The 22400-nt window shown below is 45.8% G+C and carries 23 protein-coding genes and 1 pseudogene; 11 read left to right on the top strand and 13 right to left on the bottom strand.

Annotated features, from left to right (window positions below):
• Positions 1 to 54 precede the first annotated feature (54 nt).
• The 5 genes from hrcA to VST71_02345 all read left to right on the top strand — a co-directional run bounded on the left by hrcA (position 55) and on the right by VST71_02345 (position 5588).
• Positions 55 to 1128 (top strand): heat-inducible transcriptional repressor HrcA, encoded by a 1074-nt coding sequence (gene hrcA, locus VST71_02365; protein MEC4684563.1) that lies wholly within the window; start codon positions 55 to 57, stop codon positions 1126 to 1128.
• Positions 1086 to 1682, top strand: a complete 597-nt coding sequence (gene grpE / locus VST71_02360) for a nucleotide exchange factor GrpE (GenBank protein ID MEC4684562.1) — start codon at positions 1086 to 1088, stop codon at positions 1680 to 1682. The genes hrcA and grpE overlap by 43 nt, the downstream gene beginning before the upstream one ends.
• A gap of 78 nt (positions 1683 to 1760) precedes the next feature.
• Positions 1761 to 3680, top strand: coding sequence for a molecular chaperone DnaK (dnaK, locus tag VST71_02355; GenBank protein ID MEC4684561.1), 1920 nt, complete (start codon positions 1761 to 1763; stop codon positions 3678 to 3680).
• Between the two features lie 77 nt (positions 3681 to 3757).
• A complete protein-coding gene (gene dnaJ, locus VST71_02350) occupies positions 3758 to 4852 on the top strand; it encodes a molecular chaperone DnaJ (GenBank protein ID MEC4684560.1) in 1095 nt (364 codons plus the stop codon).
• A gap of 22 nt (positions 4853 to 4874) precedes the next feature.
• Positions 4875 to 5588, top strand: coding sequence for a 16S rRNA (uracil(1498)-N(3))-methyltransferase (locus VST71_02345; GenBank protein ID MEC4684559.1), 714 nt, complete (start codon positions 4875 to 4877; stop codon positions 5586 to 5588).
• Between the two features lie 65 nt (positions 5589 to 5653).
• Here VST71_02345 and VST71_02340 read toward each other — a convergent pair whose 3' ends face one another.
• On the bottom strand, positions 5654 to 5869 hold the full coding sequence (locus VST71_02340; GenBank protein ID MEC4684558.1) for a hypothetical protein: 216 nt from the start codon (positions 5867 to 5869) through the stop codon (positions 5654 to 5656).
• Between the two features lie 49 nt (positions 5870 to 5918).
• Between VST71_02340 and VST71_02335 the strand changes: the two are divergent.
• Positions 5919 to 6038: pseudogene (locus VST71_02335) on the top strand (carbamoyltransferase N-terminal domain-containing protein).
• 71 nt (positions 6039 to 6109) lie between these two features.
• Here the strand turns inward: VST71_02335 and der are convergent.
• From der to alaC, 8 genes are all read right to left on the bottom strand, one after another.
• Positions 6110 to 7426: a ribosome biogenesis GTPase Der gene (der, locus tag VST71_02330; protein ID MEC4684557.1), complete on the bottom strand. Its 1317-nt coding sequence runs from the start codon at positions 7424 to 7426 to the stop codon at positions 6110 to 6112.
• A gap of 218 nt (positions 7427 to 7644) precedes the next feature.
• Positions 7645 to 8295: a transposase gene (locus tag VST71_02325; GenBank protein ID MEC4684556.1), complete on the bottom strand. Its 651-nt coding sequence runs from the start codon at positions 8293 to 8295 to the stop codon at positions 7645 to 7647.
• A complete protein-coding gene (locus tag VST71_02320; GenBank protein MEC4684555.1) occupies positions 8292 to 8834 on the bottom strand; it encodes a RidA family protein in 543 nt (180 codons plus the stop codon). Before VST71_02320 ends, VST71_02325 begins: the two co-directional genes overlap by 4 nt.
• Positions 8835 to 8882: 48 nt before the next feature.
• Positions 8883 to 10040 carry a DUF362 domain-containing protein gene (locus VST71_02315; GenBank protein ID MEC4684554.1) on the bottom strand — a complete coding sequence of 386 codons (1158 nt, stop codon included), beginning with the start codon at positions 10038 to 10040 and terminating at the stop codon, positions 8883 to 8885.
• Positions 10041 to 10074: 34 nt separating this feature from the next.
• Entirely contained in the window at positions 10075 to 10881 is an 807-nt protein-coding gene (gene moeB, locus VST71_02310; GenBank protein ID MEC4684553.1) for a molybdopterin-synthase adenylyltransferase MoeB, read from the bottom strand.
• On the bottom strand, positions 10881 to 11126 hold the full coding sequence (locus VST71_02305; protein ID MEC4684552.1) for a sulfurtransferase TusA family protein: 246 nt from the start codon (positions 11124 to 11126) through the stop codon (positions 10881 to 10883). The genes moeB and VST71_02305 overlap by 1 nt, the downstream gene beginning before the upstream one ends.
• Positions 11127 to 11177: 51 nt before the next feature.
• A complete protein-coding gene (locus tag VST71_02300; GenBank protein MEC4684551.1) occupies positions 11178 to 12491 on the bottom strand; it encodes a homoserine dehydrogenase in 1314 nt (437 codons plus the stop codon).
• Positions 12491 to 13660 carry an alanine transaminase gene (alaC, locus tag VST71_02295; GenBank protein MEC4684550.1) on the bottom strand — a complete coding sequence of 390 codons (1170 nt, stop codon included), beginning with the start codon at positions 13658 to 13660 and terminating at the stop codon, positions 12491 to 12493. Before alaC ends, VST71_02300 begins: the two co-directional genes overlap by 1 nt.
• A gap of 147 nt (positions 13661 to 13807) precedes the next feature.
• Between alaC and VST71_02290 the strand changes: the two genes are divergently transcribed.
• Positions 13808 to 14773, top strand: coding sequence for an MBL fold metallo-hydrolase (locus VST71_02290; protein MEC4684549.1), 966 nt, complete (start codon positions 13808 to 13810; stop codon positions 14771 to 14773).
• On the opposite strand, the gene ychF is transcribed toward VST71_02290, so the two are convergent.
• The 3 genes from ychF to VST71_02275 form a co-directional block, all read right to left on the bottom strand.
• Positions 14763 to 15839 (bottom strand): redox-regulated ATPase YchF, encoded by a 1077-nt coding sequence (gene ychF / locus VST71_02285; protein ID MEC4684548.1) that lies wholly within the window; start codon positions 15837 to 15839, stop codon positions 14763 to 14765. The genes VST71_02290 and ychF overlap by 11 nt on opposite strands.
• A gap of 129 nt (positions 15840 to 15968) precedes the next feature.
• A complete protein-coding gene (tsaB, locus tag VST71_02280) occupies positions 15969 to 16655 on the bottom strand; it encodes a tRNA (adenosine(37)-N6)-threonylcarbamoyltransferase complex dimerization subunit type 1 TsaB (protein MEC4684547.1) in 687 nt (228 codons plus the stop codon).
• A gap of 54 nt (positions 16656 to 16709) precedes the next feature.
• Positions 16710 to 17468, bottom strand: a complete 759-nt coding sequence (locus tag VST71_02275; protein ID MEC4684546.1) for a hypothetical protein — start codon at positions 17466 to 17468, stop codon at positions 16710 to 16712.
• 95 nt (positions 17469 to 17563) lie between these two features.
• Between VST71_02275 and VST71_02270 the strand changes: the two genes are divergently transcribed.
• Complete coding sequence (locus VST71_02270) at positions 17564 to 18250, top strand: DUF1573 domain-containing protein (GenBank protein ID MEC4684545.1); 687 nt, start codon at positions 17564 to 17566, stop codon at positions 18248 to 18250.
• A gap of 69 nt (positions 18251 to 18319) precedes the next feature.
• Here VST71_02270 and dksA read toward each other — a convergent pair whose 3' ends face one another.
• Complete coding sequence (gene dksA / locus VST71_02265; GenBank protein ID MEC4684544.1) at positions 18320 to 18781, bottom strand: RNA polymerase-binding protein DksA; 462 nt, start codon at positions 18779 to 18781, stop codon at positions 18320 to 18322.
• Between the two features lie 308 nt (positions 18782 to 19089).
• Here dksA and VST71_02260 point away from each other — a divergent pair, with 308 nt between their 5' ends.
• From VST71_02260 to VST71_02250, 3 genes are read left to right on the top strand one after another with little or no spacing between them, the layout of a single operon-like run.
• Entirely contained in the window at positions 19090 to 20829 is a 1740-nt protein-coding gene (locus VST71_02260; protein MEC4684543.1) for a VCBS repeat-containing protein, read from the top strand.
• A complete protein-coding gene (locus tag VST71_02255; GenBank protein ID MEC4684542.1) occupies positions 20830 to 21543 on the top strand; it encodes an isoprenyl transferase in 714 nt (237 codons plus the stop codon).
• Positions 21543 to 22331, top strand: coding sequence for a phosphatidate cytidylyltransferase (locus tag VST71_02250; GenBank protein ID MEC4684541.1), 789 nt, complete (start codon positions 21543 to 21545; stop codon positions 22329 to 22331). Before VST71_02255 ends, VST71_02250 begins: the two co-directional genes overlap by 1 nt.
• Positions 22332 to 22400: the final 69 nt, after the last annotated feature.

Here is a 22400-nt window from a genome sequence, read left to right as displayed (position 1 = left end):
TCTGGTTGCGTATGTTTAATATAAGATTTCCATTCATAGAGGTGAGTCCTCCGGATGCTTGACGAGAGGAGCATAAAAGTTCTCTGGGCTGTTATACATAGTTATATAAACAACCCTGATCCTGTTGGTTCAAGGTATGTAACCAGGAAGTATGCATTTGATTTTTCTCCTGCCACAATCAGAAATATAATGGCAGACCTTGAGGAACTGGGGTTCCTGAGCCAGCCACATACATCAGCGGGCAGGGTACCTACAGACAAGGGTTACAGATTCTATGTAGAGAATCTTATGGATGAAAATGTCTGTTGCCACAAGGGCCTCATTGACTCATTGACCAGGAGGCTGGAAGACTTACGGGAAGATATTTATACTCTGCTGGACGAGACAACAAGGACCCTCTCGATCCACTCCCACTACCTTGGCATTGCAGTCTCTCCAGGGCCGGACGGCAGCACCCTGAGGCGCATTGAACTTATTTCTTACAGTGATGACAGAATAGCTGTAATTTTATTTACCAATGAAGGTATAATTAAACATAAGATTCTTAAAAATAACTTTTCTTTTTCACGGAATGACCTGAACAAGATTGCCCGTTATCTCAATAGAGAGTTTTCGGGATATACTATAAAAGAGATACGGCAGCGTCTCCTTGAAGAGATGGTAAGGGACAAGGAGCTATGCGATACACTTATATTGCAGGCCCTCAGCCTTTGCGGAGATGTGATGTCCTGTTATGGGGCCAATGTCTTTATCTCGGGTCTCACCGAGATATTGGAGCTGCCCGAGTTTTCCGACATAGAGAAGATAAAGGAGATATCAAGGACGATAGAAGATAAACATGCAGTTATAAAACTGATAGACAGTCTTGCCAATGCGGAGGGGGTTCAGGTTGTAATCGGTGCGGAAAACACAGTTAAAGAGATGAAGACCTTGAGCATCATTACATCAACATATAAAGAGGGGGATAAGCCTGCTGGAGTCGTTGGGATAATAGGGCCTACAAGGATGGATTACTCTTCCGCCATATCACTTGTGGATGTAACTGCAAGATTCCTAACGGAAATTTTAGATGAAGGAGGTCAGGAATGGAAAAAAGAGAGATATCAGGAATGGAAAAAAGAGAGATAAAGGATCTGGAAATAAAGGAAGAACACCCTGTAGAGGAGAAAAAAGAGGGGCCTGAAGAGGTGGTGCCGGTTGAGCAGCCGCCTGAAGAGAGGGTAAAGGAGCTGGAGGCTGAGTTGACTGAAAGCAGGGAGAGATACCTCAGACTTTACGCAGAATTTGAGAACTATAAAAAGAGAGTTCAGAAGGATAAGGAAGAAATGCTAAAATACGGCACTGAGCCACTCCTTCAGGATCTGCTGACAGTGCTTGACAACCTTGAGATGGCCATACAGCATGCTGAAAAGGAAGTTTCTGCAGAAAGTCTCATTCAGGGTGTTGAGCTGACGCTAAAGGAGTTCAGAAAGGTATTGAACAAGTATGGTATTAGCGAGATAGAGGCAGTTGGAAAGCCTTTTGATCCGGCTTATCATCATGCGATGAGCCAGGTAGAGAGAAGCGATCTTGAGGACAAGACTGTAGTCGAAGAGTATAGGAAAGGCTATATGCTGAAGGACAGGACTATAAGACCGGCTCTGGTAGCAGTCTCCAAGAAGACCAAACCCGAGGATGAGTAATGATGTTACGGGGAATGAGAGTCGTTACGATGAACAACCTGAATAAACAGAAGAAATAAAGAAGGAGGAATAAATATTATGGGGAAAGCGATTGGAATAGACCTTGGGACAACAAATTCAGTTGTGGCCGTTATGCAGGGTGGTGAGCCTGTAGTGATACCAAACCAGGAGGGAAGCCGTACAACACCCTCGGTAGTTGCCTTTACTGAAAAGGGTGAAAGGCTGGTTGGTCAGATTGCAAAGCGTCAGTCCATTACAAATCCCGAGAATACGATATTCTCAATAAAGCGGCTTATGGGCAGGAAGTACGATTCCGAAATAGTCAAGAAGGCCATGAAGAGGCTGCCTTATAAGATTGTTCCGGCCTCTAACGGGGATGCCCATGTAGAGGCACGTGGCAAGAAATATTCTCCGCAGGAGATATCTGCAATGATCCTGCAAAAACTGAAACAGGCTGCAGAGGACTATCTTGGCGAGCCTGTTAACGATGCCGTTATAACCGTGCCTGCCTACTTTGATGACAGTCAGAGACAGGCGACCAAGGATGCCGGGAAAATAGCAGGATTGAATGTCCTGAGGATAATTAACGAGCCTACGGCAGCAGCCCTTGCTTACGGGCTCGATAAAAAGGCAGAAGAAAAGGTTGCTGTATATGACCTTGGTGGAGGCACTTTCGATATATCCATTCTTGAGATAGGTGAGGGTGTTATTGAGGTGCATTCTACAAGTGGGGACACATTTCTTGGTGGTGACGATTTTGATCTCAGGATTATAGACTGGCTGGTAGAGGAGTTCAGGAAGGACCAGGGGATTGACCTGAAGCAGGACAGGATGGCACTGCAGAGGCTGAAGGAGGCTGCTGAAAAGGCAAAGATAGAACTCTCTACTGCTTTGGAGACAGAGATAAACCTTCCCTTTATAACCGCGGATGCAACAGGTCCCAAACACCTTGTTATAAAGCTTACCAAATCAAAATTCGAGCAGCTTGTCTCAGATCTTATTGAAAGGACGGCAGGTCCATGCAAGAGGGCGCTTGAAGATGCAAAACTGACAGAGAAAGATATTGATGAGGTCCTGCTCATTGGTGGACAGACGAGAACACCAAAAGTTCAGGAAGTTGTGAAAAAGATATTTGGTAAGGACCCGAACAAGACCATCAACCCTGATGAGGCGGTTGCAATAGGGGCGGCTATTCAGGCGGCTGTACTTAAAGGCGAGGTCAAGGAAGTACTTCTCCTTGATGTCATCCCCCTGTCACTTGGAATTGAGACGCTTGGCGGGGTTTTTACAAAGATAATCGAGAGGAATACCACAATTCCCACCAAGAAGAGTCAGATATTTTCAACTGCAACCGATAATCAACCGGCTGTAACCATAAAGATCTTCCAGGGTGAAAGGGAGATGGCTGCAGATAATAAAGTCCTTGGGGTATTTGAGCTTGTGGGAATTCCTCCAGCGCCAAGAGGGGTGCCACAAATCGAGGTTACCTTTGACATTGATGCAAACGGCATACTTCATGTCTCTGCCAAGGATCTTGGTACAGGCAAGGAGCAGTCTATAAGGATAACTGCATCAAGTGGTCTTACTGAGGAAGAGATAAAAAAGATGGCCCGTGACGCTGAAGAACATGCTGAGGAGGACAGGAAGAAGAAAACGCTTGCAGAGGCAAAAAATGAGGCGGATAATCTTGTTTACAGCGTGGAAAAGTCCTTGAAGGATTATGGGGACAAGATTTCAGAGGAAGAGAGGAAGGAGATCGAAGAGGCCCTCGAAAACTGCAGGAAAGTCAAGGATACAAGCACTGATGCATCAGAGATAAAGGCGGCCATTGAGCGGCTGACACAGTCTTCCTATAAGCTTGCAGAACACCTCTATAAGGGTGCCCAGGCACAGCAGGAGGCTGGTGGCGCTTCTGAGGAAAAGAGTGATGGTAGTAAGCCTGCTGAGGAAGACGTAGTTGAGGCAGAGTTTGAAGACGTTGATAAGGACAAATCGTAGGTACTGGTAATGGATAACAGGTGGCAGGTTTAGAACCTGTCACCTAAAACCCGATACCTGAACATACATTAATACATATGAAAGATTATTACAGAATACTGGGCGTAAACCGGGATGCTACAGATGGTGAGATGAAAAAGGCCTTTAGAAGGCTTGCAATGAAGTACCATCCTGACAGGAATCCGGAAAACAAGGATGCAGAAGACAAGTTTAAGGAGATCAATGAGGCCTATGCCTGCCTGAGTGATCCCGAGAAGCGCTCTAATTATGACCGTTTTGGGTCTGCTGAAGGAATGGGCGGCGGTGGTGCCGGTTTTGGGCCCTTTAATTCAAATTTTTCGGATATATTTGAGGATATATTCGGGGATTTTTTCGGGACTTTTGCAGGGCAGGGCAGGGCCAGGGCAACCAAGGGCGCTGACCTGAGATATGACCTTACTCTTGCCCTTGAGGAGGCTGTCAGGGGTGTTGAAAAAGAACTCAAGCTGCCGAGCTGGGAAATCTGCGGGGTCTGCGGAGGTTCCGGTGCCAAGCCGGGGCATGGTCCCGTAACATGTCCTGATTGTAACGGAGCAGGTCAGAGAAGGTTTCAGCAGGGTTTCTTTTCAGTAACAAGGACGTGCAGCAGGTGTGGAGGGACTGGACAGTTCATCACAACTCCGTGTTCGGAATGCGGTGGAGACGGCAGGGTCAGGAAGTTCAGGGTTTTGTCTGTCAAGGTGCCTCCCGGTGTTGATACAGGTTCACGGCTCAGGATGTCAGGAGAAGGAGAACCCGGCACCAATGGTGGTCCATCAGGTGATCTTTATATAGTTATTACCGTTAAACCTCATAAATTCTTTAAACGGGAGGGGCTGAATCTTTATTGCGATGTCCCCGTTAGTTTCACACAGGCAGTCCTTGGGGCGGAGATTGAGGTGCCAACGCTTTATGGTAACGAGAAGATTAAAATCCCTCCGCACACACCTTCGGGAAAGGAGTTTGTCCTTAAGGGGCGTGGAGTGCCAAAGCTCGGAGGTTACTCAAAGGGCAATCAGATAGTCAGAATCTATATTGATGTACCGAAAAAACTCACCAAAAGACAAAAGGAACTCCTTGAAGAGTTTGCAAGTTTAAGCGGTGATGAGGTTCAGAGTGGGTTTATGGAGAAGTTAAAGGAGTTTTTCACTTAGCCGCGAATCAAAATAGTATGTCATGCCTCGTATAATCCTTCCTTCAATAAACCCGGATGACAGAGATTTGGCTGTCACAGATCAAAACCTGAAATACCTCAGGGATGTACTCAGGGTCTCAAGGGATGATGAGGTTATAGTCCTGGACGGTCATGGGCTTGCTTTAAAGACCTGTGTGCGGGAGATGGGAAAAAAACAAATCCTGCTTGAGGTCCTGGGTAGATGCCCCATGGATACAGAGTCTCCGTTGCACCTTGTGCTGATTCAGGGCCTTTTGAAAGGAGACAGAATGGACCTTGTGATACAGAAGGCGACTGAGCTGGGTGTAAGAGAGATATTCCCTGTGGTGACCGAGAGGTCACAGGTCAGGTTCAGCCGAAAGCTTGAACACTGGAAGAGAGTGGCAGAAGAGGCGACCAGACAGTCGGGAAGGCTGCTGGTTCCGGTGATTCACGATGTCTGCAAAATGAAGGATGTGTTTGACAGTCTGGAGGATGAATCACTCAGGATTATCTTTTCTGAAAGTGAGAAGAAAGGCTTCAACCCGCCATCTTCAATTTCCAGCTCCTTTGTCTATTACATGGTAGGGCCCGAGGGTGGTTTTACTGATAAGGAGGTTCAGGGAGCAAAAGAGTCCGGATTTATCAGCGCGGGGCTTGGCAAACGGATATTGAGGGCTGAGACGGCCTCAATAGTGGGAGCAGCACTTTTGCAGTTTCTTTTTGGGGACCTTTAGGTTGACTATTGAAGTATTGAATTATTGACGATTGAAAAAAACATGGGATAGTGGTCTCCACTCCATCACTCCAAGCCTGCAACTCCATCACTCCAAGCCTTTCCCTCCAAGTCTTCCCCTTCTTCTGCCTCCCTGATATTAACCACATGTTCCGTCATAAGTGTCACCCATCCAAGCTCTGTCTCAAGGTGTACCTCAGTTTCGCTTATCTCTACGAGTTTGCCGGTATAGGTTATCCCGTTTGCCTCTACTAATACGTTTTTGCCTATAAGTTCTATCATGGACTATGTTTTATGTTAACCCCTGATATGAGACCATGTCAAGCAATAGTCGCCGGGCCTCTTTTATTCTGCCTTCACTTACTACACGGGTTTCAAGATTAATTCCGGTGAATACAAGGTAATGGGGCTGGCTTCTTATGGAGAACCCAGGTATAAGGATATAATCCTTGCTCAGCCATGGCACCGTTTATTTATGCGCTGTTCTGAGATCTCACTGCTGCGGAAAGGGTAAGGTTTATTTCATTTGCTCCTTTGACGGATGAAGACCCTTACGGGGGTACCTTTAAAGGTATACTTCTGCCGTATGAGTCTTTCTATGAACCTTACATGTTCCGGTTTGAAGACCTGGGGATAGTTTACAAACAGGACGAAAGTCGGTGGCTCGATGTCTGTCTGGGTCATGTAGAATATTTTTGTCTTTTTACCCTTATGTGTTGGGAGTAACTGGGCTATCTCCGAGACGAATTTGTTCAGGGCTGAGGTGGATATACGCTTTTTCCGTTCGCTTATAATCTCATCAACCATGGAAAAGACCTTTGTAATCCTCTTGTGTGAGAGTCCGGATATTGTCAGGACAGGGGCATATTCAACAAAGCGCAGTTTCCAGTGGACCTCCCTCAGGAGTTCCTTGTACCTCTTGTCGGGGTCTTCAATGAGGTCCCACTTGTTAAAGAGCAGGACAAGTCCTTTTCCATATCTGCTGATCAATGCTGCTATCTTCTGGTCCTGCTCTGATATACCTTCGCGGGCGTCTATGAGCAGGAGTACAACATCAGCCCTTTCGATACTCCTGACCACCCTGATAATCATGAATTTCTCCAGCGAGTAGTCTGCTATCTTTGATTTACGGCGTAGTCCTGCTGTATCAATGATGACGTATTCTTTTCCGTAATATTTGCAGATACTGTCAACGGAATCCCGTGTAGTCCCTGGTTCACTACTTACAATCATTCGCTCCTTTCCAAGCATGGAGTTAACAAAGGTGGACTTTCCAACATTCGGTTTTCCCACAATGGCAATTCCCGGCAGGCCCTCAGCGGCCTTTTCGGTAGCCTCTTTTTCGGGCAGGTTTTCAAGGACTTTTTCCATGAATTCAGCAAAACCGTATCCAGTAGCTGCTGATAAAGGAATCAGTTCATCGACCCCGAGGGAATAGAAGTCAAATAGCCTGTCCTCCCTGTTGCGTGCGTCTATTTTGTTGACCACATAGAGGACCTTTTTTCTTACAGGTCTCATCATATTGACAATCTGCCTGTCCACTTCTGTAAGGCCTTCTTTGCCGTCAAGGAGTAACACTATAAGGTCAGCCTCTTCTACGGCAAACATGGCCTGCTGTCTGGTCTGAATCAGAATTTCCTCATCTGTCTCAGGGAAGAGGCCGCCGGTATCTATGACGATAAATTCCCTCTCGTCATAAGTGGCCTCCTCATAAATCCTGTCCCTCGTGACACCAGGTATGTCTTCAACTATGGCCTTGTGTGTGCGGGTCATTCTGTTAAATAGTGTGGATTTGCCCACATTGGGCCTTCCGATTATTGCGATTACAGGTTTAGGCATGGAATCAATATTATAACAGATATGGCAGAAATCAGGTTTGACTGTCTATGGGCGAAGGTTTTTGCATGATTCAGGATAATAATGTAGGGGCAACCCCCTGTGGTTGCCCGCTGTTCTTGATGTTCATCTGTTCTTGATGTTCATCAATGTCAGGGCAGGCATGGGTTGGGCAAGACATAGGGCAGGCACGGGGGCCGGCCCCTACGGGTTTCGTGATTTTATGCATAATATTCGTCATCCTGCCACTTCAGAGAATTGGTTTGTATGTACTCTGATATCTGATAATATGATTTTTCATCACGGATAATATGCTCGTAATAATCGCGTTGCCATAATTTTTTGTTAAACCGAGGCCAATCATTATTTTTAACGCCGTCCGTATACCGTTTTGTGGTTAATGTTTTAACCCGATGTATAATATCTGATAACGACATCGTAGGGGCATCCCCCTGTGGTTGCCCATTCGTTGTCTGTCGACCATTCGTTGTTGATTGCCCGTTTGTTTGTCGAAATTCATTGATAGGGCGGGTAGGGGTAGGACAGGCACAGATAGGGTGGCAACAGATAGGGCAGGCACGGGGGCCAGCCCCTACGGGATTGGATATGATTTGAATGATTCCATGAACATGATTTGGCATAACAATAAATTCATGAACATTGAATTCATTATAATATTCCGGTATTTCATGCCATACGGTTTTTATCATTATGCCCGCATCATTTAAAATCATTTCTCCTTTTTCAATCTCCCCGAACAAACACAATCGGTTTTGTGTGCAAAAGGTTATGAAATATAATCCCGCCTGTGAATAATCGTACCCTTTCAATCGAATGGAACGGCGGTGATGGATGTCGGGATTGTATTTCATTGCACAATCCCGGTAGGGGCACCCCCCTGTGGTTGCCCTATCCTTTTTTGTAATTGCCCGTCTGTTGTTTGCCCGTCTGTTATTGGTCTCACCTCAAAAATAAAATCTATCTCTACAGGTGCATTCATCGGCAGGACAGCAACACCTACGGCTGTTCTTGTGTGAATACCCCTTTCCCCGAATATCTCCCTGAGAAGGTCAGAGGCTGCATTCAGTACCGCGGGCTGTTCATGGAAGTCTGTCCCTGAAGCAACATAACCGTTCAGCCTGATGCACCTGCTGATATTTTCGAGACCGCAGGTCTCCTTGACGATTGACAGGGCATTAACCACTATCCGGCGTGCTGCCTCTCCGGCAGTATCAATATCAACATCCCTGCCAACGATACCCTCTGCAATCAGAGTCCCGTCTTTCAGGGGTAATATTCCACTGAGAAAGAGCAGATTTCCGGTCTTCAGGGCAGGGGTGTAAGAGCCGAGGGGGGAGGGTGCTTCAGGGAGTTCGATTTCAAGTTCCCTGAGCCGCTCTTCTATCAACATGTATTTTTCCTTTCTTTGCAGATTAACAGGATGGTGAGCCTTACTTAATTAAACAGTGACTAACTCGTATTGTCTGCTGCCAAGGCCGAGACGCTCAGCCTCCGATACCTGTAGCTCATAGGGCTTGCTGTGTAGCCCTTTAAATATATCGCCCTCTTCATCCACTCCTTCAGCCATGGAGGACGGCAGGTGTTTTTCTTTCAGAACAAGGTCAATGGAGGCCTGTTCAATTGCAACTATGTCGTTGCTTAACAATATGCCGATATCCTGCACAACAGGTACATCAGCCGCCGGCATACAGTCACATTCAGGCTGAATCTCTGTGAGGAAGTTTATGTAGATTATCTTGTCGGGCCTGAAGGTTTTAAGTACAACCATGGCAGCCTCTGCCAGGGACTTCATGAACCTTTCGTCATCTCCCGGCAAGTGGATGGCGCCTGTCTGACAAGCCCTTTCACAACGGCCGCATCTCCAGCAGTGCTCCTTGTCCCACCTGAGTTTTTTATCTTTGAATGCGATCAATTCAAGGGGACAGAGCTCCACACACTGCATGCAGTAGTTGCAGAGTTCCATATCCCATGTAAGTTCTCCCTCTCCGATGGTATGCATGGATCCCCTGCCGCATTTCCATCCGCACTCTCTGTGAGAGGAACTTACACCACCCATGGCCATATTCTTTAATGCCCCGGCATATCCGGCATTTATATGTCCCTTTACATGGGAGCAGACCACCATGGCCGTTGCATCATGTATTGCCGAGGCCACGGCAATCCTGCCGAGAATTTCACCTGCGGGCAATATGATATTGTCATTGCCGAAGAGTCCGTCAGCAAGTATTATAGGGGCTCCGACCGAGAGATGGTTTATTCCGTTTGAATTTGCCACCTTCAGGTATTCAAGTCCCCTGATCCTTACCGTGTCTGTGACAAAGGGGTTTGCCCCCACTTCATTTACTGCGTCAACGACCCTGCTCAGAAAGACAGGCCTGACAATCCGGTGAGCACCCGGGGAACCAAAGTGTGTTTTTATTGCTACCCACTCGTCTCTGTCAAATACTGCAGACAGATTAAAGGTTTTTAGGAGGCGTTGAAGCTTTCCGGGCATACTGTCGTCATATTTCCACTTCGTAACCCTTGCAGGTGCAAAAAAGACTTTTGAAGGCACTCTGTCTCCCTCTACTCCGGGACCGCTTTCAATGCTGTCCACTCCGTTTCCCCCTCTGTGACTAAAGCAGACCTTTTTAAAACCTCATCTGACAGTATTCAGCCTCATAATCATGAAGCTCTGTAATTGTAGGGTTTTCTCCACATACAGGACATGCAGGATTCTTGGGTATCTTGACCTTTCTGAAGGATGTTTTTAAGGCATCGTAGATGAGTAGCCGGTTTTTTAGTGGCTCTCCCCTTCCGAGTATCAGCTTCAGCACCTCCATGGCCTGCAATCCGCCTATAACACCTGGAAGCGCCCCCAAAACCCCTGCCTCCTGACATGACGGGACAAGCCCCGGAGGAGGTGGCTCCTCAAACAGACACCTGTAGCAGTGTCCCTCTTTAGGCAGGATTGTAGTTACCTGGCCTTCAAATCTCAGGATTGCACCACTCACCAACGGTTTGCCGGAGAGGACACAGGCGTCGTTTACAAGGTATCTTGTGGGAAAGTTGTCACTGCCGTCTACTACAATATCATAATCCTTTATAAGGTCAAGGATATTATCCTTTGTAATTCTCTCCTTTATTGCAATCACATTAACGTCCGGGTTAAGTGCCTCGAATGTCTTCTTTGCCGAGTCGGTCTTATGCATGCCGACACGCTCTGTATTGTGGGCGATCTGGCGCTGCAGATTGCTCAGTTCGATAGTGTCGTTGTCTATTATTCCTATAGTCCCCACACCGGCTGCAGCAAGGTAATAACCCACCGGACACCCGAGCCCCCCGGCGCCAACCAGGATGACCCTTGCCGAGAGCAGTTTCTTCTGTCCCTTGCCTCCAACCTCAGGTAAAATAATATGTCTGCTGTAACGATGTATCTGCTCGTCGTTAAGTTCCATCACTCCCTCTCCTTTCTTATAACAATTACCCAGTCTGTGTCATTGATCTTTTCAACCTTCAGTACCTTGTGGCCGTGGTCTTCCATGGACTTGGGTATGCTTCTTGATGCCTCCGGATAGTCGAGAATAATTTCAAGCACCTCTCCAACCTCCATATCCTCTATAGCGAGTTTGGATTTTACAAAGGTATAAGGGCAGACCAGGCCTTTTATGTTAATGGTCTTATCCGGCTTAATCTCTTCCATAAATTGCCTCCTCTTCAAGAATTGAAGATTACCAGATTAAATCGTCCTTCGTCAATCGTTTAATCCCTCTGTTTCCTCGCCTTCAACACGTATAAAGGCTGTCCTGTCGGCTACGACGTCGAGCCTGTCTATTTCCTGAAGGGCCTTCTGAACATCACGCTCCCTTGCCTTATGAGTCAGCACTACAAGCGGAACTGCTGCACCGGCCCGTCTGCCCTTCTGTATAACTGCAGCTATGCCTATATTATACTCCCCGAGGATTCCGGATATCCTGGAGAGGACACCAGGACGGTCAAGGGCGGTGAACCTGAAATAGTACATGGATTCTATGTCACCTATAGCCTTTATTTTAAGGTCACTCCTTTTCCCGATAAACTCAATACCATGAGAGGAGACACCTTTGTTCTTAATATCTCGTGCTATGTCCACAATGTCACTCACAACAGCACTGCCTGTCGGCATATCTCCTGCCCCTCTGCCATAATAAAGGGTTTCGCCAACTGCATCTCCCATAACGTAAACAGCATTCAGGACGCCGTCAACCCTGGATATCAGGTATTTTTCAGGTATCATGGTTGGATGCACCCTGAGCTCAACCTCTCCGTTTACAGACTTTGTAATCGCAAGAAGCTTTATCTTGTAACCTAATTCTCCGGCAAACTCTATATCCTGTAACGTGAGTCTTGTAATCCCTTCAATGTGAATCTTCTCGTAAGAGAGGGGAATGCCAAAGGCCAGTGAGGAGATGATCGTGAGTTTGTGAGCTGTATCAAATCCTTCAATGTCAAGGGTTGGATCGGTCTCTGCATAACCCAGACTCTGGGCCTCTTTGAGTGCATCTGAAAAATCAATGCCATCCTCTGTCATCTTTGTGAGTATATAGTTGGAAGTGCCGTTTATGATGCCGTAAATTGAAAGAATCCTGTTGGCCACAAGACTTTCTTTAAGAACCTTTATGATTGGTATACCGCCTGCAACCGCCGCCTCAAGACCTACGGATACAGAGTTCTTTTCAGCCTCTTCAAATATTTCTCTCCCCTCTGTAGCAAGGAGGGCCTTGTTGGCAGTCACCACGTGTTTGCCGTTGCGCAATGCCCGGAGGATAAAATCCTTTGCAGGCTGAATTCCTCCGATAAGTTCCACCACAACATGGATATCAGGGTTGTCAATGACATCGGAGATTTCACGAGTAAGTATTCCTTCAGGTATTTTTACGCCCCGGTCCCTTTTGATATCGAGGTCGGCAATGCTCTGAAGGTTTATCTGCAGGCCCGTCTTCTCTTCTATGACATCCTTGTTTTCAAGCAGTATTTTTGCTGTGCCTGTTCCCACAGTCCCAAAACCGATAATCCCGACATTTATCATTATTTGAATAACCTCCTGATCCCTTTAACAGCCTGTCTTATACGGTGTTCATTCTCAACAAGGGCAAACCTTACGTATTCATCCCCGCCCTCTCCAAAACCTATGCCGGGTGATACGGCCACCTTTGCCTCTTTAAGTACGAATTTTGAAAATTCAAGGGAGCCCATCTTGACGTAGGGTTCCGGTATCTTTGTCCAGACAAACATTGTGGCCTTCGGGGGCTTTACTTCCCAGCCCATCCGGTTCAGTCCCCTGCAGAGAGTGTTTCTCCTCTTCTCATAGGTCTTTCTTATCTCCTCCACGCAGTCCTGGGGGCCACGCAGAGCAACGATACTTGCTATCTGAATAGGTTGAAACATCCCGTAGTCAAGGTAGCTCTTCATCTTTATGAGTGCGCCTACAAGTTTGCGGTTGCCGACACAGAAACCAACCCTCCAGCCAGCCATGGAATAACTCTTTGTGAGGGAGAAAAACTCGACACCAACATCCCTGGCCCCGGGGACCTGAAGAAAGCTTGAAGCCTTATAATTATCAAAGATAAGGTCGGCATAGGCAAAGTCATGGATCACTATGAGTTTGTTCTCTTTTGCAAAATCAACAACGGATTTGAAGAATTCAATGTCAACCACCTCTGTGGTCGGATTGTGAGGGAAGTTGATTATAAGGAGTTTTGGTCTTGGCCACGTATTCTTGTAGGCCTTTTCAAGTTCCTCAAGAAAATTTATTCCCGGCCCTATAGGTACACTCCTTACCTCTCCTCCTGCAATTATTACACTGTATGGATGGATCGGATAGGCAGGGGTTGGTGTGAGTGCTACATCCCCGGGCTCTACTATGGCAAGGGCCAGGTGGCTCAGGCCTTCCTTGGACCCGATAGTCACGACTGCCTCTGATTCAGGGTCAAGATCTACATCAAATCTCCTCTTGTACCACTCACATATTGCCATTCTCAGCTGGGTTATCCCCTTTGATGCAGAATACCTGTGGTTCTTGGGATTCCTTGATGCCTCACAGAGTTTGTCAACTATATGTTTTGGAGCCGGCAGGTCGGGATTTCCCATACCAAGGTCTATAATATCGTCTCCCTGTAACCTTGCTTCATGCTTGAGGGCATTAACAATGGCAAAGACATAGGGAGGCAGCCTCTTTATCCTGTTAAAATTAAACATTTCCCTCTCATATCCTTCATTCATGATCTTGTCTCCGGCAAATCTTTTGGTTTATCTGATTATTTTAACTCTAATGGTTGTATAAAGACAATATATGGGGCTGGAGCTTACGGGATTGAAGTTGAACGAATCAGTTATATTATACATATGAAGCCCACCTTTCATCACAGGACGGTTAACGGCCCTTTTGAAGACCCTGTTGTGTACCTCAGGCTACTGAGGGAAAAGAGGGCATTATTGTTTGATGCAGGAGATATAGGCCGTCTGTCAGCCGGGGAGATACACAAGATAACAGACGTCTTTGTGACACATACCCATATCGACCATTTTACCGGGTTTGACCGGATACTGAGGGTAATACTCAGGAGAGAGAGACCCCTCAGGGTGTATGGTCCGGAGGGAATAACAGAGTGTGTGGAGGGTAAATTGAGGGGCTATACCTGGAACCTTATAGAAGAGTATCCGGCCAGTCTCTCTGTCCATGAAGTGTCGGACTCTTCGGTTACTGTAACAGAGTTTTCCGCAAGAAGTGGCTTTCAGAGACTTGATAGAGGCACTACGGAAAGCTCTGAAACCATACTGAACGACCCGCTCTTTTCAGTAAAAGCCATCTGTCTCAGGCATGACATTGCCGTTCTTGGCTTCTGCATTGAGGAGAGTGTCCACATAAACATTGATAAGGCGGTGCTCCTGGAAAGGGGGCTTCCGGTTGGCCCGTGGCTTTCCGACTTCAAGGCTGCAATAAGGGAAGGGAAGAAAGGGTTTTCTGCGGTTATTGAAGGCCGTAAATATTCAATGAATGAACTTGGCGATATTGTGAGGATCACTGATGGGCAGAAGGTCTCCTATGTTATGGATATCTCGCCATCAGCGGAGAATATTGAGAGGGTGGTGGAGCTTGCCAAGGGCTCACATACCCTGTATATTGAGGCCTATTTCCTGGACGAGGACAGAGACCGGGCATTTCAGAGAAACCATCTGACTGCACGGATGGCAGGTGAGATAGCAAGCCGGGCAGGCGTAAGAGAGGTTATCCCCATGCACCTGTCACCTAAATACAAGGCCTTTCCTGAAAGGATAATGGAGGAGGTGATGAGTGCATTTATACATTAAACCTGAAATTAATAATATCCCCATCCTGGACCTCATAGGTCTTTCCTTCAAGTCTTACAAGTCCCTTCTCTCTGGCAGCTGCCATTGAGCCTGACTGGATGAAATCGTTAAAAGAGATGACTTCGGCCCTGATAAATCCCCTTTCAATATCAGTATGGATTTTGCCTGCCGCCTTCTGGGCTGTGGTGCCTTTTTTGATTGTCCAGGCCCTCACCTCATCCTTGCCGACAGTATGAAATGAGATCAGGCCGAGGTGGTCATAACAGATGCGGATAAGCCGGGCCATTGCGGGTTCCTCTATTCCAAGGTCTTTCAGGAACTCTTTTGCCTCATCCTGACCTAACTGGGCTATCTCCATCTCTATTTTGCCTGAAAGTGCTACCACAGGGAGCTCAAACCTTTTCCGGAGCTGCTCCACCAGGGCAGAGCCTTTTTCAGAGCCAATGTCATCCTCATGCAGGTTCAGAAGCATAACTTCCGGTTTTATGGAGATAAACTGGAGGTGCCTCAAAGAGAGGAGTTCATCCTCGTTAAAAGCAACTCTCCTCAGGGGAATCTCTTCTTCAAGCACTTCCTTGCATCTAAGGAGCACGGCCCGTTCATTTTCATCCTGCTTCTTTCCCTTTCTTGCACCTTCCTCCATCCGCTCAAGCCGTTTTTCCACCAGTTCGAGGTCCGAAAATATCAGTTCGAGTTCAACTGTTTCGGCGTCCCTCAAAGGGGCGACATTTCCCGTGGGATGGATTATTGATTCGTCTTCAAAGGCCCTTATGACGTGTACCACGGCATCCACATCCTTTATCATGTCCAGCACCTTGCGGTTCTGCTGAGGGTATCCCTTTGTTATTCCTAAGTAATCTATGTATTCAACAGTTGCAAGGGTGACCTTTTTTGGCTGGTATATTTCTGTTAGTCTCTCCACCCGCTCATCAGGCACCTTCACAACACCGACATTGGGTTGTGCCTCTGTAGTCGGGTAAACCGTGGTGGGGATATTCTGTCCGGTAAGTGCATTAAAGATCGTAGTCTTACCCGAGTTTGCAAGTCCAATAATACCTATCTTCATCTATCTTCTCCTTTTTTTCAGAGTTTAATTAAAAAATTTAGCCGCAGATTACTGCAGATTACTTGTAAGATACCAGGATAAAATAATTTTCTAAAATCAGCGCATATCTGCGTTTATCTGCGGCTGAAGTCAGGTCTTTATCTTAATTTCCACCTCGGATTTCCTCAGGTATGTGGGAGTCAGTTTTACAGGGTCTGAGAACTCTCCTTTCCCGGCCTTCTGCAGACCGATAATACAGAGGGCTGACGGCAGTGGGTGCATAAGGTTTTCCCCCGGGAAATGGGCCCTCTCTCCAAGGGTACTTAGAATAGCATCTTTATAAAGTGCGGCGCCACTCCCAGTAAAGACGGTCTCTTCATTTATGAGGGTTAAAATGGATTTTATGTCAAGCGCAGCCTCGGGTACAAGTTTCCAGAGCCCTGTTTCGGTCCATCTGAACAGTCCCCCGTAGACTTCCTTTCTCCTTGCATCAAGCAAGGGACAGATCAATTTTTTTGTAAAGGGAAACGAGGCGGTAAAGGCCTCAAGAGTGGATACGGCTACAATGGGTTTGTTGGTTGCAAATGAGAGGCCCTTGACGGTGCTGAGGCCAACCCTCAGACCTGTGAAAGAGCCAGGCCCGATGGCGATTGTATAAAAATCTATCTCATTGAATCCGGTACTGCAATGTTTAAGCAGGAAGTCAGTGCTCTTCATGATCTGCTCGGAGTGAGTCCGTTTTATTCCAAGACGTATCTCCCCCCTGAGACCAGAGTCACCGTCAAAGAGAGAAATCCCCCCTACAGGAGTGGAAGTATCAATAGCAAGTGTTAACATAACAGGATTAAGTTAAAATTATTGCAGGTATTTTATCAAGGATTTTATTCGGTGCTACCTGATTTTCAGCTTTGTGAGAATAATTCCCGGATATTTATTCAGGGGATTGCTCCTTGGAAGAGTAGGGAAGATGGGTTTCTTTCTCATTCCGAGAAACTGTAGTTCGGAGGCAAGTTCCTTGTTTTTGGGATCATGGGACAGGCCCTTCTGAAATGCTTCTATGGCATCTTTTTTCAGGTTTGACATGCCATATGTCCTGCCAAGGTTTAAATAAAAGAGAGGATAAGGAAAGTCCGTATCAGAGTCTTCGTATTCCTTCACTCTTTTTAGCGCTTTCTTGCAGATTTCCAGACCCTTATTGTAGTCATTATCAACAGTTGAAGTCAGATATCCATGGTAGGAGATCAAAAGGGGATCTTCGGGAAATTCTGTAATGGCCTTCCTGGTTGCATCCATTGCACGGGAAAGCTCTCCCTTCTTAACAAACCGTTTGATTTCCCTGAAATATGCTATTCGTGTCTTATTGGCTGTTTCCTCTTCCGTTACCTTTTTTATTGCCCTGCGGTGCTGACTATCAATAAGATTAGACAATTCACTTTTTTCCTTTACGGATGTGGTAATTTTTAAGGTTTCTATGTGGGCTCCTTCCAGATATATGGAGGTTTTTATGGTAACAGGTTCACTTCCGTGTAAATCTGTAATAACATAAAATGGTTTGCCTTGATGTTCTATTTTGGTGGAGAAGTCAGAGAATTTCCTGGAAATGATATTTACAACATCATCATCTTTTTCCATATTTAATATTACAATCATATGCTGTTTTTGTCAAGAACCGCTTACAGATTTTCTCTGTTTGCGGCCAGTGCATTCTATGGCAAAAAGCAGTCTTTTTATAGTAAGATTAATATATGAAATATTTTCTTGTTTCCCTGATCCTTTTTTTCCCTTTGCTTTCAGCAGTTCAGGGCGTTTTTGCCGAGCCTTCCATATTGTTTGAGGACAAGACCTTTGACTTTGGAGATGTGAGCCAGGGCGATCTTCTTGAGCATGCCTTTGTCTTTAGTAATGACGGGACGGATATACTGGTAATAGAGAAAGTAACAGCGTCGTGAGGGTGTACTGCAACGGTGGTCAGTTCAGACCGCCTCGCTCCTGGTGAACAGGGAGAGATAAAGGTAACCATAAGGACTGACAGGAAAAAGGGGTTTATATCCAGGACCGTACAGGTCAGGACGAATGATCCCGTAAAGCCACTTGTTATACTCAATCTGAAGGCAAAGGTGATCGACTCTTTTCACGGAAAGAACCTTGATATAAAGGAGATATTCCGTTCTCCCTGCAGAAAGTGCCATGTTGACAGAGGAAGAGGGCAACTGGGTGCAAACCTTTTCAGGGCAGACTGTATAATGTGTCATATGCGAGGTAAGAGTGCTCCATCACTTGCTTTACTCAAGAAATTACCGGAGAAGAGGCTTTTGGCAGCTATTGAAAAAGGGGTTCCTGATACAATGATGCCTGGATTTTCCTGGAAGGCTGGTGGTCCACTGACCGAGTCTCAGATAAGGTCTCTTGTAACATATGTAAAAGGTAAGTAGTCTCCAAACCATTAGGATAGTAAGTAATAGATAGAACTATTAAGGAAGGAAACTTTGCTTATTTAAAAATCAGGGCTCTATAACCTTCTCTTCTTCTTCCTGTTCGGTTTTGCATTCTATACACATTGTTGTTACAGGCCGAACCTCAAGCCTTCTTATCCCGATCTCGCAGCCGCAGATGTCACAGACGCCGTAGGTGCCATTGTCAATCCTTTCGAGGGCAAGCTCGATCTTTTTCAGTAACCTCTGTTCACGTCCGCGGAGGCGGAGCATGAAATTTCTGTCAATCTCTGCTGTGGCCTGATCACCCATATCAGGAAATGCATTCTCATCAGGGAGTGCATTCAGTGCAGAACCCGCTTCCTGCAGCAACAGCTCCTTTTGTTGAACCAATGTCTTTTTTATCTCAAGAATCCTTCTTTGCCTTTCAGAGACTTCCTTGTCGGTTGATGCCTTTTTGCATTTCTTTTTCTTTGCTGTTGTGGTTGCACCGGATTTATTTTTTTTGTTTTGTTTCTTTTTCTCAGGCATATTGTGCTCCTTGCATTTCTCAATATTAAGCCAATGCTGTTGGCATAAAGATTAACAAATACTCTCAATATTAGTCAAGTGTGCTATAATAGCATTCAGTTAATCCGGTGTAGAAATCTGGCTGGATGCCGACTATGGCAGAAAATGTCCGGTTTTAATTGATACAGGTTCTTTATTTTTGAGTTGCTGCATAATCGTGTCATGTGATGCAATTTCATAATTCAATTGTCTAATATCTTTAATCTCTGGGTTTTATGTATTGGATATATCCTTCAATAATAAAATAACAAGAAAACTATGGAGAGGTGATGGGGAAGTATATATCTATCGATAGATTTAATATAAGGATAGATAATTTAAGCATAACTGATGCAGGACGCACAGCATCGATTATGTATGTTGTCTGTTGCTTCTTCTTTGTATTGGCAGTTTCTTTTAATGCCTATGCTGAAGATTCCCCCCTGACTCCACTTATAGAGAGGACGGTCTCGTTTGTTAAGCCCATGTCAGGGGAGGTTGTCTCTGTGGATGACGGGGTGGTCAGGATTGGCCTGGGAACCAAGGACGGTTTATCTGAAGGGATGCGCTTAAAGGTGCTCAGAAGAGGAGGGTTTTTTTATCATCCTGTGACTCAGGAGCCTATCGGGAGGGCTGAAGAAGCTGTGGGGGCAATAGAGGTCCTTCAGGTGGAAGGAGCAGTTGCCTCTTGTAAAATAATAGAGGGAGAGGCAAAGAGTGGTGACATTGCAAGAATATCGGCCTCAAAAAAGAAGTTACTTTTTTATCAGGAAGAATCTGTTGATTATTACCTTGGTGACGCATACTACAAGGGATTGAAGACAACCGGCAGGTTCGAGATCGTTGATGCTCCTGTTGGACAGTTAGATGCCGAAAAACTCCTCAAAGTTGCTGCTTCAGAAAAGACAGACCTTGTGCTCATCCTGGGTTCCGCGAACACAGGTGAGAAGATCAATCTGAAGCAAACCCTGTTATGGCCGGATGGTGCGATTCTCTCGGAAGACTCCCTATATATACCCGCTGCTTTTTTTAGTGAGTTGAGGTTTGGATCAGAGCTTCTTACAGATGTTCAGAATGCCCCGCTTTTAAGTTACGACCTTCCCAACGGAGCGGATATCATAAGTGCCGGAGACATTGATGGCGACGGAAGGATTGATCTGGTGGTGAGCACAGGTGATGGAATAATATATGTTTACAACTATGACATCGAACTGGAGGTCCTCTATCGATTGAAAATGAATCCATCCGGGACGGTTATCCGGATGCAGGTGTTTGATATTGATACAGACGGAAAAGACGAGATTTTCCTGAGCGTGGTATCTTCCGGTCATGAAGCAGTTAACTCCTATATATATAAGCTGAATGATCAAAAACTTGAAACCCTTTGGAAAACAGATGGCTTTATCAGGGTAATGGATGGAAAAATTCTATACCAGAAATATTCGAACTCCGAAGGTTATTCAGGTCCCATAATCCTGATAAATCATCAGGATGGTTTCAGGATGGAGGGTGCTTACAGGGGGTTGGAAGGTTTTAATATTTACGATTTTGTTACACTCAGGAATGAAGAAGGAAGGACTGTCTATCTGTTAATGGATGATAACAATCATCTTAAGCTGATAGATAGCAATGGCAATGCCGTCTGGCGTAGTGTTGAGAGTATGGGAGGTTTTGTAAGAGAATTTACAACAGAGCCTCCTTTAACAGATGCCGACGGGGTTGTCTGGCATCTAAATGACAGGATGGTGAAAAGAAATAACGAGGCTGTAGTGATAAAACGAAATCCACTGATAGGAAGGGCCCTGGGGTATAAGAGCTCCCAGTTGCGTGGATACAGATATTCCGGTACTACTGTGGATGGATCGACACTCGTTGACAAGATAAGTGGTAAAGTACTTGACTACTCAATTTTTGATGATAAGGTGGCGGTTTTGAGCAAACCTCTGCTGGGGATAAAGGCCGGAAATATATTAAGAGGAAAAAACCCGATGGTGACAATTCTTCAGATATATTCAATAAGGGGAAGGTAGATTGTGCAGACAAATATCCCAGGACATGTAGGCGTGATAATGGATGGTAACGGAAGGTGGGCACAGTTGAGAGGTCTGCCCAGAGTGGAGGGTCATAGAAAGGGGGCTGAGCGGACAAAGGAGTTAATCAAGGCTGCTCAGGAAGTAGGGATAGATGTGCTCACCCTTTATGCTTTCTCTCTGGAGAACTGGCAGAGACCTGATGATGAGGTGACTACACTTATGGAGTTGCTGCAGCTGTATCTGACCAAGGAGTTGAAGGATTTAATAATGGAGGGTATCAGATTCAGAGTTATTGGTGACAGGGAAAAACTGCCCGCCGTGATACAGGCAATCATTACAGAGATAGAGGAAAGAACATTTGCAAATAAAGGCTTGACACTTGTTATTGCGTTAAGCTATGGCGGAAGGGATGAAATACTGAGGGCCGTAAAAAAGGCTATTTCCGGGGGGGTAAGGCCTGAGGAGATAACCGAGGAAAAATTTGAGACGTTACTTGACACCTCGGAGTTGCCGGCAGTTGATTTGATCATAAGAACGAGTGGAGAAAAAAGGCTCAGCAATTTTCTCCTGTGGCAGGGCGCTTACGCTGAATTATATTTTACAGAGACACTCTGGCCTGATTTCACCAGGGAGGAGTTTCTTTGTGCCATGCAGGATTATCAGCGTAGAGAAAGGAGATTTGGGGGAATTATGTCCCCTTCAGAATCATAATGAATAAAAAAAGAGAGATCGTTGCCTTAGCTCTGCTGCCTTTAATATATCTTTATATAATGAAACTGCCATCTGTTTTTTTTCTTGGTCTTCTGTTCTTTATCTCAGCAGGTGCACAGTTGGAGTTTTATTCAATGTACAGAGTAAAGAAATCGCTCAGCTTTTTGGGGATATTTGCGGGGCTACTCTTTTTGTATTCTGTTTATACCGGGTGGGGTGAGGTTCGATTACTGTTGATAGTTTCTTTCCTGGTCCTGGTCCTCTTCAGACTATTTGACAGGGAAGCTGGGCCGGAACAGGCGCTTTCTGATATAGCACCCGTGGTCGTGGGGTTTTCTTATATTCCCCTGATCCTCAGTCTGCAGATTGCCCTGAGGGATGCAGGCCCTGAATGGATTATATTTATTGGCGCAACAGTATGGGCGTCGGATAGTTTTGCTTATTATATCGGTAAAAACTTTGGCAAGAGAAAACTCTATCCATCTATAAGTCCGAAGAAGACTATTGAAGGCGCTGTTGGTTCAATGGCCGGAGGGGTGTTGGCAGGGGTTCTGATAAAGATACTCTTGATAGACAGCATAACTATCTATCAGGTGTTGGCAGTAGGGTTTCTCATAGGGTGTATTGCCGTCCTTGGAGACCTTACGGAGTCGATGTTCAAGCGTGATTCAGGTGTGAAGGATTCAAGCTCCTTAATTCCTGGACATGGTGGGGTGCTTGACAAGATAGACGGGATGCTGTTTGTAACCCCACTGGTTTATTTAGTTGTTAAATATGTAGTTTCATAAGAAGATATTTAAAACCGGAGTGTCGGAGTCATGGATTGATGGAGTGATGCATGACCCAATACTCCATCA

Source organism: Nitrospirota bacterium, assembly GCA_035873375.1.
Taxonomy (GTDB): Bacteria; Nitrospirota; Thermodesulfovibrionia; order Thermodesulfovibrionales; family JdFR-85; genus BMS3Bbin07.
The sequence above is the reverse complement of the archived record's forward strand: the minus strand, read 5'-3'. Positions and strand labels throughout refer to the sequence as shown.

Excerpts from the sequence above, each read along its gene's own strand:
- grpE (MEC4684562.1), top strand. The coding sequence starts at position 1,086 with ATGGAAAAAAGAGAGATATCAGGAATGGAAAAAAGAGAGATAAAGGAT.
- VST71_02260 (MEC4684543.1), top strand. The coding sequence starts at position 19,090 with ATGGGGAAGTATATATCTATCGATAGATTTAATATAAGGATAGATAAT.
- VST71_02325 (MEC4684556.1), bottom strand. The coding sequence starts at position 8,295 with ATGAAATACAATCCCGACATCCATCACCGCCGTTCCATTCGATTGAAA.
- dksA (MEC4684544.1), bottom strand. The coding sequence starts at position 18,781 with ATGCCTGAGAAAAAGAAACAAAACAAAAAAAATAAATCCGGTGCAACC.
- moeB (MEC4684553.1), bottom strand. The coding sequence starts at position 10,881 with ATGGAACTTAACGACGAGCAGATACATCGTTACAGCAGACATATTATT.
- VST71_02275 (MEC4684546.1), bottom strand. The coding sequence starts at position 17,468 with ATGATTGTAATATTAAATATGGAAAAAGATGATGATGTTGTAAATATC.
- VST71_02320 (MEC4684555.1), bottom strand. The coding sequence starts at position 8,834 with ATGTTGATAGAAGAGCGGCTCAGGGAACTTGAAATCGAACTCCCTGAA.
- dnaK (MEC4684561.1), top strand. The coding sequence starts at position 1,761 with ATGGGGAAAGCGATTGGAATAGACCTTGGGACAACAAATTCAGTTGTG.
- VST71_02345 (MEC4684559.1), top strand. The coding sequence starts at position 4,875 with ATGCCTCGTATAATCCTTCCTTCAATAAACCCGGATGACAGAGATTTG.
- der (MEC4684557.1), bottom strand. The coding sequence starts at position 7,426 with ATGCCTAAACCTGTAATCGCAATAATCGGAAGGCCCAATGTGGGCAAA.
- VST71_02305 (MEC4684552.1), bottom strand. The coding sequence starts at position 11,126 with ATGGAAGAGATTAAGCCGGATAAGACCATTAACATAAAAGGCCTGGTC.
- VST71_02250 (MEC4684541.1), top strand. The coding sequence starts at position 21,543 with ATGAATAAAAAAAGAGAGATCGTTGCCTTAGCTCTGCTGCCTTTAATA.
- dnaJ (MEC4684560.1), top strand. The coding sequence starts at position 3,758 with ATGAAAGATTATTACAGAATACTGGGCGTAAACCGGGATGCTACAGAT.
- VST71_02300 (MEC4684551.1), bottom strand. The coding sequence starts at position 12,491 with ATGATAAATGTCGGGATTATCGGTTTTGGGACTGTGGGAACAGGCACA.
- VST71_02340 (MEC4684558.1), bottom strand. The coding sequence starts at position 5,869 with ATGATAGAACTTATAGGCAAAAACGTATTAGTAGAGGCAAACGGGATA.
- hrcA (MEC4684563.1), top strand. The coding sequence starts at position 55 with ATGCTTGACGAGAGGAGCATAAAAGTTCTCTGGGCTGTTATACATAGT.
- tsaB (MEC4684547.1), bottom strand. The coding sequence starts at position 16,655 with ATGTTAACACTTGCTATTGATACTTCCACTCCTGTAGGGGGGATTTCT.
- alaC (MEC4684550.1), bottom strand. The coding sequence starts at position 13,660 with ATGTTTAATTTTAACAGGATAAAGAGGCTGCCTCCCTATGTCTTTGCC.
- ychF (MEC4684548.1), bottom strand. The coding sequence starts at position 15,839 with ATGAAGATAGGTATTATTGGACTTGCAAACTCGGGTAAGACTACGATC.
- VST71_02290 (MEC4684549.1), top strand. The coding sequence starts at position 13,808 with ATGAAGCCCACCTTTCATCACAGGACGGTTAACGGCCCTTTTGAAGAC.